The sequence below is a fragment of the Streptococcus devriesei DSM 19639 genome (assembly GCF_000423725.1).
GTDB classification, from domain to species: Bacteria; Bacillota; Bacilli; order Lactobacillales; family Streptococcaceae; genus Streptococcus; species Streptococcus devriesei.
The window spans coordinates 46,949-61,326 of sequence record NZ_AUIN01000021.1 but is presented as its reverse complement, the minus strand read 5'-3'; the positions used below and the strand labels follow the sequence as shown (position 1 = coordinate 61,326).

Annotated in this window: 8 protein-coding genes; 1 reads left to right on the top strand and 7 read right to left on the bottom strand. The window is 30.9% G+C overall.

Annotated elements, in window-relative coordinates:
- Positions 1-58: 58 nt before the first annotated feature.
- The 4 genes from G573_RS0106045 to G573_RS0106030 are packed head-to-tail and all read right to left on the bottom strand — an operon-like array spanning position 59 to position 7,484.
- Positions 59-2,383: an ABC transporter permease gene (locus G573_RS0106045; protein ID WP_027975869.1), complete on the bottom strand. Its 2,325-nt coding sequence runs from the start codon at positions 2,381-2,383 to the stop codon at positions 59-61.
- Entirely contained in the window at positions 2,377-3,081 is a 705-nt protein-coding gene (locus tag G573_RS0106040; protein ID WP_027975868.1) for an ABC transporter ATP-binding protein, read from the bottom strand. The genes G573_RS0106045 and G573_RS0106040 overlap by 7 nt, the downstream gene beginning before the upstream one ends.
- Positions 3,082-6,933 carry an AMP-binding protein gene (locus G573_RS0106035; RefSeq protein ID WP_027975867.1) on the bottom strand — a complete coding sequence of 1,284 codons (3,852 nt, stop codon included), beginning with the start codon at positions 6,931-6,933 and terminating at the stop codon, positions 3,082-3,084.
- 11 nt (positions 6,934-6,944) lie between these two features.
- On the bottom strand, positions 6,945-7,484 hold the full coding sequence (locus tag G573_RS0106030) for a 4'-phosphopantetheinyl transferase superfamily protein (RefSeq protein WP_027975866.1): 540 nt from the start codon (positions 7,482-7,484) through the stop codon (positions 6,945-6,947).
- A gap of 234 nt (positions 7,485-7,718) precedes the next feature.
- Between G573_RS0106030 and G573_RS0106025 the strand changes: the two genes are divergently transcribed.
- A complete protein-coding gene (locus tag G573_RS0106025) occupies positions 7,719-8,501 on the top strand; it encodes a MerR family transcriptional regulator (protein ID WP_027975865.1) in 783 nt (260 codons plus the stop codon).
- A gap of 1,366 nt (positions 8,502-9,867) precedes the next feature.
- Here the strand turns inward: G573_RS0106025 and G573_RS0106020 are convergent.
- The 3 genes from G573_RS0106020 to G573_RS0106010 all read right to left on the bottom strand — a co-directional run bounded on the left by G573_RS0106020 (position 9,868) and on the right by G573_RS0106010 (position 12,946).
- Positions 9,868-10,986 carry an AAA family ATPase gene (locus G573_RS0106020; protein WP_027975864.1) on the bottom strand — a complete coding sequence of 373 codons (1,119 nt, stop codon included), beginning with the start codon at positions 10,984-10,986 and terminating at the stop codon, positions 9,868-9,870.
- Complete coding sequence (locus G573_RS0106015) at positions 10,986-11,765, bottom strand: DUF6414 family protein (RefSeq protein ID WP_245543141.1); 780 nt, start codon at positions 11,763-11,765, stop codon at positions 10,986-10,988. The genes G573_RS0106020 and G573_RS0106015 overlap by 1 nt, the downstream gene beginning before the upstream one ends.
- A 287-nt stretch (positions 11,766-12,052) precedes the next feature.
- Positions 12,053-12,946: a Fic family protein gene (locus G573_RS0106010; protein WP_027975862.1), complete on the bottom strand. Its 894-nt coding sequence runs from the start codon at positions 12,944-12,946 to the stop codon at positions 12,053-12,055.
- Between the last annotated feature and the right edge of the window lie 1,432 nt (positions 12,947-14,378).

Here is a 14,378-nt window from a genome sequence, read left to right as displayed (position 1 = left end):
AAAAGAATTCTAAGAATAAAGTTCTTTTACAAAAATTTTTATAGTATAGGGCAGTTATTTATTCAACGCTCTTTAAAGCTTCTGTAATCTTAATTGTTTTGATTTTTTTATTTAGTATATAAGTAACAACAATACTCATAAATACGGTAAAAACTATTGTATATATATAGCTATTATTTGATAAAATTGGAGTAAAGTCCAATTCATCTCCCATACCTGCTTTTTCAAAGATTTTACGATGTAAATAAATTCCTGTAGGCAAGCCTAAGGCAATTCCAACAAGGGTCAATACAAGGTTTTCTAAAGATAAAAATATCTCTAAGTCGCGATATTTAAAACCTAAAACTGATAAAGTTGCTAAATTACGTTCTCTATCAGAAAAATTTAGTATACCTAAATTGTATAGAACAACTGTTACAAGTAATCCTGCTGATAAAATTAATAGCATAGACATTGATAAAGTACTATTCATACTGCTGATAAAATTATCTTTTTGATTTTGTGTTTCTGTTACTTTAATAAAACGATTATCTTTGCTTGTCTTAACGGACGAGTTATTGGTCATTAAAGCAGTCGGAAGAAATCTTTGTTGTAATCCTTCCCAAGTACCTTTTGTCATATAAATACCTTGTCCAATGTTTAAAGAAATAATTTTATTAACTTTTAATGAAATAGATCGATTTTGATTATCTCTATATTTGATGGTATCATTCAATTTTAGTTTATATATATCTGCAGCTTTTTGTGTAATAGCTACCTCTCCCCTTTTTAATTTAACTTCTTTATTATCCCGATGTAATTTTATAAACTGACTATCTTCATCAATAATATGAAAAATCATGTTCTTCGATATTGACTTCGAAGAAGCATACAGGCTAGTTTCTTCAATGAATTCACCATTGTAGATTTTCTCAAGGGTATTCAAATTATTTTTCGTTAATCCTGTATCCAAATATGCTTTATAGTCATATAAATAGGTCTTGTCATAAACAGAGTTTGCTACACTATTAATTGTATCACGGATTCCTAACGCAGTGAGCAATAAGCTAGTGCATCCAATAATACCAATTATTGTAGTTATAGCCTTTATCTTACCATTTAATAATTGTCGTACGACTAAAACTGTTTTGGGATTTACTTTTATAAAAGATCTGGTCTTACTACTTTTCACTTTGGAGTGATGAGTTGACTTAACTCCTTCTCCTTGCAATAAGCTAGCAGGCGATTCGTTTATCAATTTATAAAAAGCAAAAATAGTTGCTGAGCAAGTACTGATAATTGAAATAATAGAAATAATAACTACTTGATTTTGATTTAATATAATTTTTGCATCATTAAATACAAATAATTCTTCAAAAAATCTCCAAATATAATTAGGTATTATCTTCCAACCTATAAAAATCCCAATAATGATGGCTGTCACACTAATTACAAATGCATACAAAATATAGTTTCTCAAGATTGTTAGATTATTAACACCAACTGACTTCATTATTCCAATTATAATTCTCTCGCTCTTTATTATTCGGTACATGGTAGTAAAACTCATTAGGATAACTATTGAAAAGAATACAATTGGAAATAGGGCTCCTATTGTTTTATATTGTGAAATTTTTTGAGATATAGCAAGGTCATTCAGTGTTTCATCAATACTTGCCAAGCTATTAATATTACCATCAAAAATTTGTTCAACTTCTAACTTTAAATCTTGTAGATCAACCTTGCTATCTGCTACAATTGATAGCTTATTAATAACTGAGCTTTTTCTAGTAAAAAATGCAGCATCATTTTTACCAATATAGATATATCCATAATTTCTATGATTTGGTATAACCGTTGTTGAATCAGGGGTTATATAAACATAGGAAGAACTCTTACATAATCCAGCAATTTTAAATTTGGATTTCTGTCCGTTAACACTTAATGTAAGTGAATCTCCTACATTAAGCTTATTTTTTTTTGCAAACGTAGCATCTAAGATGCACATTTTGTCTCGTAAGCTTGATTTCCCATCAATAACCGTAAATTTATTGACGGAAAAGTCCTCATCTACGGCATTTACTAAAAGCTCCGCTGAAGAAATTTCATCAACTTTAGCTCTTGTCTGAAGGGATGTTTCGATTGACTTTATATTTTTTAAATTGTCTAATCGATTTTGAGTACCATCATCAATTAAAGTTGGATTAGTCAAATACAACTCTAAATCCGCTTTATTCTCTTTTTGGTAAACCTTATTTTTATACTCTGAAAGACTCCTCCAAGTACTATCTACCCCTATATATATTGAAATACCTAAGACTAACATAAGTAAGATAGAGCAAAATTGAATGATATTCTTTCGAAAGCCTCTTAAAAATCTTATATAAAATACATTCTTTACCATATCAAATCCTCAACTTTCAAAGGATGATCTTGTACAAGAATTTCCTCGATTCGACCATTTTTCATTTTGATAACTCGGTCTGCTATCTTAGCAAATTCAGGATTATGGGTTACTACTATTGTCGTTTTATTATTTTCTTTTGCAGTTTGATGAAGCAATTTTAAAATATTTTTCCCGGTTTCAGAATCCAAAGCTCCTGTTGGCTCATCACAAAGTAAAATCTTTGGATTTTTTGCTATTGCTCTTGCGATAGAAATACGTTGCTGCTCGCCACCAGACAATTGGCTCGGAAAATTCTGACTCCTATTTTTTAATCCAACACTTTCCAATACATCCATAGCATTAAGTGGTTCGTTACAAATTTGAGTAGCTAATTCAATATTCTCTAATGCAGTTAGATCTGGAATAAGATTGTAAAATTGAAATACGAATCCGACTGAGTCACATCTATATTGTGTCAGTTTGCTTGAATTAAGGGAAGATACTTGTGTATTATCTACCATAATTTCGCCAGAAGTTGCACCCTCCATACCTCCAAGAAGATTTAAAAGTGTCGTTTTTCCTGCCCCACTGCTTCCCAATATAACTACAAACTCACCAACATTTATTTCAAAACTTACATCCTGAATTGCGGTCACTTTTACTTCGCCACTCACTTTATATACTTTTTTAACATTTTTAAAACTGATATATGTCATTTATTTCACCTCATTTATGTATTCAGCCATCTTAGCAACATTATCCTTATCAAAAATAGTTGTATGATCTCCAGAAACCAAGCCTTCATTCCATTCACCTTTGCTTAAGGTCTTCCATTTTTGATAATTTTCAACCTGTTCCTTACTAGCTCCAAGATAATAAATGTTTTGATTTATAATGAAATCGGACTGGTATATCTTTCTAGCTAATTCAAAGCTTCTAAATAAATTAATGTAATAAATAAGTTCTTTCGGGTTAGGGTTATTCTCTCCAAAAAATGGGATAAGACGTGATAATTCACGAGGAACAATAGATATTAAACTTTCTAACAGTCGAGAATTTCCTTCAATTGTTGAAACTACATCTTCCCATAATTCTAATAAATTATTTGCTTTTGTATCTTTATACCCAAATGACTGATATATAAGATTCCTTTCTGAAAATAAAGTGAAATCAAATACATGCTCTTTTTTATCAACCGGCGGAAGGGAATTGATTAATAATAAATTTTTTACCTTTTTATTAAATTTACAAATCTCATAGCCAATAGTCCCTCCAATACACCAACCACCTAAAATTTCAATGTTTTCAAATACCTCTAAGTAACTATTATATAGCTTAGCTAACTCATCAAACTCTAATGTTCTGGGATGAAGGACATTCGTATCTTTATCAAATTTAATAGCATATACATTATAAGTATCATCTATATTTTTTGACAGGTTATTATAGATCCCAATTTCTCCGCTACCCGCATGGATAAGAATCACATTTTTATTGCTTGTTCCCTTCTTTAACTGTACTATATTTTTATTAAGACGGATCGTTGATTTATTTATCAGATTCACTAACTCTTCAATGTACTGTGCTTGCTCATGAAGTGTAAATTTATTTAACAACTCTTCTATACTTAATGAAACACCATATTTTTGATTAATTAAATACAATAATTCCGGAAGTTTTATTGAATCTCCGCCTAACTCGAAAAATGTACGCATTCTTGATACATCATTACTATCTATATCCAATACTTCTTTCCAAACGCTAAGCAACTCCTTTTCTTTATCATTTAATTCCTGCTCTTTATGATAGTTCAAATATAGGTTTTTAAGCTGCCTCATATCAATCTTACCATTATTCGTAAGTGGAAATGATTCAATAAATACGAATGATGTAGGAATCATGTAACTCGGTAGATGATCTTTCATACGATTTCTAATTTCACTTCCTGAAATTTCAGGTTCACTAGAAACACAGTAGGCTATCAAATAGTCCTTACCATTGGAATTTTTTTCAATCACGACCTTAGCTTTATCAATACAATCATCTAAAAGCAAAGAATTTTGAACCTCGACTAAATCGATACGATATCCATTCAGTTTCATTTCTGATTTCATTCGTCCTGTAATGTACAACTTCCCATCACTAGCTAGATATCCTTTATCACCTGTCTTATATATATAACCTAACTTCGGATGCTTATAGAAGACAGAAGTCGAATCTTTATTATTTATATAACCATTAGCTACTCCTTTCCCAGAAATTACTAATTCACCCAAGGTGTTCATATTTACTAAGTTATCTTCAAAATCAACGACGTAGAAAGCCTGATTACTTAAAGGATAGCCATATGGAATTTTATGTCCGTCGAAATTATTTAGTGGAAAATAAATTGACCATATAGAAGCTTCTGTAGCTCCTCCTAAGCTAAAAATATTGATGTCTTTATTTATAAATTTCTTTTCAATATCTTGAACCAACTGACTAGAAATAAAATCGCCACTCATCAAAATATTTCGTAATTTTGAATTCTCAATATCAATTTCGTTTAATAACAATTGGACTAATCCGGGAGTAGAATTCCAAAAACTAGACTGAATAATTTGTTCTCTATGCTTCTTCAAATCAATATCGCTACTTAGGTATGTACTACAACCAATCACTAATGGTGCAAGTAAATCGAATATTGATAAATCAAAAGTCAAATTAGATACATTAAAAATTGTGTCTTCTCTTGATAAAGAGGTTCTTTCAATTATATCGTCTATTGTATTCAAAACAGCTGCTTCAGAAATCGAAATTCCCTTCGGCTCTCCTGTTGTTCCTGAAGTAAAAATACTATAAAGCTCATCTTTGGGTACCTTTTCTAATGGAATTTGATTTGTATCAATAATCTGATTATCCTGAATCAACAAAGTAATACTATTATTTTTTAATAACTTATCCATTCTGTTAGGGGATATATCATTTGGAATAAAGCAAAATGAATCACCTAGCATTATAACAGCCATCATTTCTATAACACTTTCAATTGTTTTATTCCCTTTTATCCCAATACGAATTTTTTTATAGGAATTATCCTTTTTTATTTTTACAATTCTTTGGTATAAGTCTGAACTTGACTGTCTTAATTCTTCGAAAGTTAACTCATTTTCCCCATCAGAAAATGAAACTGATTTAGGTAAAGATAGAGCAATCTCATTAAATTTTTCTAAAACTGAAATTGTTGGAGATAGAATAATACTTTCTCTCTTGTTATAATCTTTAAAATTCTCTAAAATATTTTGATTAATATATAAATTAGATTCCTCCATACAAGTTTCAGGATTTGTTAAGAACAACTTAATCTGTTTAAGATAAAAATCAAACATCTCTTTAATTTGAATAGGATCAAAAATATCCTCTAAAAAATCCCAGCTAATATTTAATTCCCCATTAATAATTTTTATTTGACAATCTAAAAACACCTGTGGGGTCTCAGATATCCAATATTCTATAGCTCCCAAACTATTAAAATCATCAAATTCAAATAACATAGAAGTGAATACAAAAGGCATTAAGTTACTCTTATTGCTCTTACCTAATTCACGTAAAACTTCTACCCCTTCAAATTTAGAATGCTTCATTGCTTGAAAAACTTTGTGATGAGCTGATCTAGTATTTTCTATTACTGACTGATTTAAATTTATATTTAGGTCAACCAACGTAGTACTAGTAAAATCTCCTATCACCTCTAAATATTTCTTATTCTTACGAGGTCGTTTAAATGTTGTCATATTAATAGTAAACTCATCTAATTCTGACCATCGTCTTAAGGTGATACCATAAAGTGTCAAAAGCAATGTACTAAGAGAAATATCTCTTTCTTGAGCTATTTTCTGTAGCTTCAATAATTCTTTCTCCGAAAAGTTAAATTCTTTACGTGAAAATTTACTATTTATAGCATTTTCTTCATGAAGGAGCAAAGAAGGTGATGCTGGTAGATCTAAAATTTTATTTTGCCAATATTCTTTATCTTTTAAATATCTATTACTTACCTTTTCTTTTAAATATGCTTCATTTATTTCCATGAGTTCAACAGTTCTATCTTCTAAATAGAAGCCATTATCTAATTCATTATTTAATAACTTATTAAGGCAATCAAAAAGATAAAAAAGACTCATTCCATCAGCGATTAAAAGATCAATACTAAAAAGTATGATATTCTCGTACTCACTTTCAGTGATTGACAAAGCTTCAATTGTATAGAATGGAAAATCATCTCGTCTATAAAGTTTTTGAGATAAATTTTGACGCTTTTGACTTTTAACTTCCTCAATATTATCGGTGCTACATTCTGTTACCTCAATTTCATAAGAATATTCGGGAAGGATCTCAAAATAACCAAATGATTCCACCTTCGCCCGCAGCATTGGTTGTTTTTCAATTAAGTAATTAAATGCTAATTCAAACTGTTTTATAGAACCCTTGTAACTCATTTCAAGATACATATGAGTACCAGTTTTTCCATCAAATGTCTCATTGCGACCTAATAAATAAGCTTTTTGAACTTCTGTCATTTGTAATTTCATATAAATTCACCTCATATAATAAAACTCGTAAAGTAATCCGAATCCTCTAATAATACCGCTTCTTTTGTGTTATAACCTTGTATTCCTAAACTATATTTCCCATCTATATTAGTTGAATGTACGATAATTTCAGATAAATTTAAATATAGACCTCTTTGAAGATATTTAGAATATGCTTCTTTCAGTGTCCATATTTTGAGAATATAATTTGAAATATCTGTATTATCAAAGTCTACATCATCATTCTCGTTATGAATAAAATCAAAAAGCACCTTCCTTTCCCTGCAAGATAATTCCCTCTTATATTCAATATCAACTGAACAAAACTCAGATGAAAAAATAATTGCTACAAATTCTTTTGAATATGATTTAGAATGATACAAGAGGTTTTTTTCAGATAAAATTATCTTATTTGCCAATCTTTGCTGTTCCTTCTTATCACTTGGAAAGTTTAAAATAATTAATTTTGAATGCATAATAGTGCCTATATAATCTACGTAATTCGCGAAACGTTTTCCTTGGCAGTGCTTAGCCTTTATTCTCTCATTCATACGATTATCACTGAGTAATAATTACTGTTATGACAATACCAACTATTTGCAGATGTCACTTTCAACATTATCAAGCCACCCCTACTCTTTTATTAAAATATACCTATCATTGACTATAGTTGCCACACTACTAGCATGATTTCCTTTTTAAGTAAGCATTTTGATATTATTGATGATATTTGATACACTTAAATTGTAAACTATACCGTTAAGGTAATGTCAAGGGGGGAACACATGAAGTCATTCTTAACTATCGGCCAACTTAGTAAATTATCAGGTATTCATACAAAAGCACTTCGGTACTATGAAAGTATTAATATACTAAAACCTGCTTATGTTGATCCTATTAATTCTTATCGTTATTACACTTATTCAGCAATACCATATGTTAAAGTAATTAAAATTTGTGCTGATTATGGTATTCCATTAAAAAAATTCAACAATTTTATTAATGATAATAATGAGATTATGATTAGTGAGATTCTCCAAATAGCTCAAGATATCATCAAGGAAAAAGAAGAAGCATTACAACAGGATAAAAATCACATTGAACAATTTAAATCTCAAATCAATCTTTCTAAACAATTGGACTACACTTCCTACCACCACATTGAAACTGGCGATGAAGACTACCTCATTTTACCCTTCGTAGGTGAAATATTATCTGATGCTTACTATAGAGAGGTATATAAATTGCTTATTTCTCTATCAGTATCAAAAATATCCTTTGAACAACGTGTTGGTTGTTACTACAAGAAAATAGGAAACACATGGAAACAATATATAGCATGTAAAATAGACCATTCTAAAGAGTACATTGATTTTGATACCATATGTTTAAAAAACAGCCATATTCATGGCGAACATATTGATCAGAAAAATATACCGATTAGAATAAAAGAACTTGATGCTGAGTTTAATGTTCAAGAACTTTTAATAATAGAGACTTTGGAATGTCCCTATAATTTTACAAAGCCACATTTAGAATTAAGATACTTATATAAAACTAGTTCCTAGTTACTAAGTGCTTGTGATTAACACAATAAATTGTTTTACTATTTTTTCATAAGATTTCCTAAGCTACTCCATACTGGTCTGCTAAGCAAACGGGATATTTTAATCTGTATAAGGTGGCAACATGCCCTTCCGATTTATTACAAACTAATCTTCTGCACAACCATATATTTCATTTTATATCCTTGCGGATTTATTCTCTACTTTAACTCTTGATGAAGCAAAAGAAAAATTTGACCTCCATAGAAAGATTTATATTGATGTGTGCTCTCAATATAAACGACAAGCTAATGAACAGGCTGGTATCATTCAAATGTTGCAGGCCTCTCCCTTTTGAAACAGCTTTACTCGTTATGGATAGAGGCTATGAAAGTTATAATCTCATGGATCATTACCAAGAAAAGCAATAGGGCTATATCATGAGAATTAAAGATGGAAAGTATGGGATTAAATCTAGCTATCATCTCAAACTCTCTCGTAAACAGACCAATGAATGGAATCATTTCCATATACAATGAATTTAGAAACAGATTCATCAGGCAATAGTATTTCACTAGAACATTTGAAATTTGAACAAATAGAAACAAAGTATGACCCTCATATTGATGGAGAAGGGCACAGGGACATACAAATTCGAACTAGCAGTAACATAATTACAGGATTCCACGTTTCTTTAAGTCTTGTAATCGTCAGAAATATTGATTTAAAACCTTCTTAATTTACTAAATCGAACTAAAAGCTATTAAATTGAGTGGGAATAAATGACTAAACTAATTTGAAATGAAATGGTTGGTTTAACAGCATTTCTAAATGTTATAAAATGTGAAAATAGAACTAAATTGATTTGGTTTCCCACCAAATTCCCCACCAGAAAATAATGTACGGACTCTAAAAGTTTGATTATAAATTTATGCCAAGGATTGAATTCTGTATTACACAGGTTTCAATCCTTTTAGTTTGGTAAAACCAACCAGATAGTGAACTAAGTCGCTGCTATGCTGCTATTTAATAAGAGCAAAAATAGCCAAAGTCAGTATTTTTCTTGCAATCAAAAAACGCTTCACTATATGTGTAGCGTTTTTTGATTTTCAGATTTCCATCTGGATTATTTGAAGTAGATGTGTTAGACACTATAGAAATTTCATAGTATGACTCAACTATCCTAAATAAGTCCATTGTTTTGTCCTATTTTCAACCTTATTCTATTTTCTTTTATAGCATTATTGTTTCTACATAAACAGTTAATCATTATACTAACACTAACCAAAAAGTAAGATGTACAACGGATCCACTAGCTTGCTTAATAAATATAAGCAACTATGCTCAATAATCTATCTGCAATAAGATTTTCTTTAATCATAGCATTCAATTATTTAGAGTTTAATATTATTTCTAATAATTTATCAGAAATTACGTCCTCAACATACTTTCTTATCGCTCTAACATTAGGAAGAAAATTTAATTTAGATTCAACGCTTTCTAGAATCTCAACTTCATCTAAATATTCCTCATATTCCTTAGTTATAGATTCTGAGTTAATAATTTTTGAATATACTATCTTTGAAATTTGTCTTTTCTCGTCAAAAGATAAAGGAAAAAATTTGATAAAACCATCGAATCGACTTAATAATGCTACATCAACATTTTTCTCCATTTCTGACCGACTTTTAAAATTAGATGTGCAAATAATAATTGAGTTACTTAAATCTACTTTATAATTTTGGTCTTCATAGATACCTTCATCAAACATTTGAAAGAAGGTGCTATGAAAAAATGCAGGAGCTAAAGCGAACTCATCAAGCAAAATAACATTAGATTCTCTGTTTAGTAATGTTTTAGAAAATGAGTCTTCGCTATGGTTTGTTGATTTAAAATATTTTACACTTGATTCACCACCAACCATCGACATTTGTTCTCTGATAATATTGTCATTTCCATATAGTGTAGTTGATAGTTGTTTTGCTGTTTCAGTTTTTCCGATTCCTGGTTCACCGTAAAACATTAGGACTAATGGTTTTGCACTCGGACGTATTAGCTGAGCAACCAGTTTTCTCAATAAACTTTGCTTAGCTTTTCCTTGACCAATTATATGTTCATTTAAGTCTTGTGTTACATCTTGGAGTTGCTTTTCGTTAACCTTTTCAAAAGAACTTTGCTCAACAAATATACTTTCCGAGGAAATTCGTTGTCTAATTAAGTGGAAAAACTTTTTTGGAGGATTATGAAGGTAGACTTCTAAAATATTAGCAGTTTCAAAAATTTTTACTAATAAATCAATATTCTCAAAAACTAAACTTGTTGATAATGAATATGAGTCCATTCTGAAAATACAAATATCTTTTTCCTTAAGAGGTTCTGCTATGTCCTGAATCCCAGCTCCATTTGGCCAATTTATAAGTACTTCATTAAACGAAACATGGTTATCTAATTTAGTAACTCGTTCATTAAACTTTTGAACTGGCTCAAAAAAAATATTAAATGTTCCCATTACACCCCTGCCACTAGAACATCATATATCGGAATTTTCTCATTATCTTGTTCTTCATCAAAATCAACTCCTAGTTGCGATTGTCCCTGATTTGATAATCTATCTATCATCGTATTAAAACTTAAATCAATTGAATCCACTTCTCCAACCTTAATTCCATAAAGTTTGACATCCATCTTGGTTAAATCACTCAAAGTATAATTATTACGCAAACCTGATATATTGAATCTTATAATCATTTCCTTATCATTTGAATCAATACCTTTGATCTCGTAATAACCAGACAATCTATCTAAAGTTCTTTCAAAATTTTTAATTTCAAATCCCTTAAAATTGTTTTTATCATCTATTGTTATACTACGTACTTGGTCAATATCTTTTATCATATCAAGAACTGGGGTAATATTCCGATAAAATGCCGGAGAGTCTTTTTCAATTGACATCTTGATATTTTCTAAAATTACAATTTCTGGCTCATTTGTCTCATTTTCTTTACTTACCTTTTCAGTCACAATCTTCTTAAAGTTACTTAATAATGTAGAAGTTATTTGTGATTCTACAACACCACTACGCTGATATGAAGCATTCCCAGAAAAACCTACTTTAAGTCTAGATAAAAAATTCATACCAACTTTTCCCTCAGTATCTGCCCCAATCACAGTCTTTGAAACTTTCTTTATAATATCAGACTGTTCGCCCTCTTGATGTAATTCTAAATAGTCAAAAACAGCTTGTTCGTCAAGATAAACAATTTTTCCATTAAAAAATTCTACCATCATTGTCCTTTCCATTACTTGTTTTTAGCTATAGATAGCCAATCTCCACTTTCTTTGTTATACCAAATTAACCATTAATCCTTAAGATACTCATAAAATATAATAGGTTAGTTGATTTCTCTCTTCTAATCAATAAAGAACGTACTTTTTTTGAACCAGACTTACACTTTCTTGCACATCCTCCGTCAGCTTGTCATACTACTCTGCCTTTGATAAAATCATGCCAGTTCAACTCATGTAACTGTTAGCAACTAAAATGGACATAATATACCTCATTATTTTTCTCTCTTTTACTCTGCCAAAATTGCTAGATACTCATCCAGACGTTCATTGACATACTTAGCAAACAAATCTTCCATGCTAGACACTTGGCCTTTAGCATGAAAGTCATCAAAAGCTTTATAATAGGATACACGATCTGTAAATTTAATATCAATCGGCGGAAATCCTGCTTTCATCAACTCAAGATTAACCAAAAGCCGGCCTGTTCGGCCGTTTCCATCAATAAAGGGGTGGATACTTTCAAAATCAATATGAAATTTAGCTAGCTTAGTAATGATTGAGCTTGTATCCTTTTGATAATCTTGCAAGAGCTGCTCCATCTTGGGACGAATCATATAAGGCGGAGCTGGTTCATTGGCAGCCCCCATGATTCTAACAGGAACTTTTCTATAAACACCTCTATCTTCTTTTTTATCTGACAGAACAAGGTAATGAATATCTTTAATGACTTGCTCCGTTAAGGGACGATTTTCTGAAACCAGTGTTTGAACGAATTGAAAGGCTTCCTTGTGACCAATGGCTTCAAGATGATCCTTCAAAGGTTTCTGATCAATGGTTAACCCTCTTAGCACCATATCGGTTTCCCGAAGAGTCAAGGTATTTCCTTCAATCGCATTAGAATTATAGGTGTACTCTACAAGAAATTCCTCATTTAGTCGATCTAGCTCACCACTAGTCAAGGGCCTCCTTGTTGCTAAGAGTGATTTCTTCTCTTCAATCACTGATAGTAAGCTAGAAGCCTTTTTATAACGACCGTCACTTGGCTGTGCTGCATCCGCTGGGATTCTCCAAATTTTCCCATCACGGTAGGCTCCTTCAACTTTCCCTTGTGCACACAAAGTACGCACGCGCCTATCAGAGATTCCCCAGCGTTTAGCAGCTTCTTTTGCTGTAATATACATCTATTCCACCTCTTTTCTGACTTCTATTATAGCATTTTCGGAATAATAGGTCTGTTTTCGGAACAATATTTAGAGATTTGCGGAATAATAGTAGTTTTTTATGTTATCATCTAAAACTGCATAACGGTATTTTCCATAAATATAACAAGTTGAGTTTCTACAACATAAGTTCTTCTAAATTATTTTTCACATCAGTCATGCGTTAGCAGAAAGAAATTAGTAAAATTTGCGCAAGTTGGTATTGCGTTTACCAACTAGCAGAAAATAACTGTAACTCTTGATAGCAAGGCATTTGATAAAATAAAAGAAAAACAGCGAAGCTTTCTCTCGTTTTCAAAACAATCTACTTATGAAATAATAATGCCCTTCTTATACTATTATCTAAAAATACATGGCTATATTCTCAGACAAGGGTTAGCAGAAGGAAATTTGTAAATATTTGCTCAACTATGTATTGCGTTTATGTAGTTGCGCAAACAGATTTGTTAAGTAATTTTCCGCTAAGTGGTATTGCGTTTATGTAGTTGCGGATTTAAACTAAAACCCTTGCTAGTAAAGCATTCGGTAACACAAAAGAAAAATAGCGAAGCTTTCTCTCTTTTCTCACAACAATCTGTCATCTAACTGAATATTAACCAATAAAATGATATTTCAATCTCATACCCAATAATCTAAGAAAAAGAAATGAAAAATCAAAGATGAATCCACAGTACGCCACACAAAGAACCGCATTAAAACAACGTTTAGAAACATTCAACTAATAATAAATAATAGAAAAACAATGCTATTTCCTTTCTATTCTCCCGCCACTTCGGATAGAGCTAAGAAGAGAGAAAGAAAAAGAAGGATATCCCCCCCTGAAGCTTTAATAAACCCATTTATATCAAGGGTTAAATTATATGAACAAAGATAAAAACATGAATTGTAATAGAAAAATGGCGTAGCCTTCTCTCTATTCTTCCCGCAATTAAGGTAGTAACACAATGTGGAAAACACCCACGAAGCGTATAATATCAAGGATTATCCACATGTTAATAATTTAAAATAGCAATAAATCACGCGCAATAACCTAAGAAAATAGGCCGAAAGGACAAAGATAAAAAAGACACTAAATAAGCCCATAATGATATTAAAGAATGCCTTTATATAGAACCCCATTTATAAGGCAAACGCTATCCCTTATAAAAGAAATATGGCACTGCCTTTTGCTTTTCTTTCGCCTTTATATCACGGCTCACTATAAAAGCCCATAACAGTTAGAAAACACGGTACAGTATAGAAGCCCATGATTATTAAAAGATAACAAGCGTAGCTTTCTCTCTTTTCTTATGGCGCGTGATGTGGATATCTGTATATAGTATAGATGTCCATAATGGGTCTTATTCGTGGTCTACTATGGAGACCCATTGAAATTATGATTATGTTTCACTAC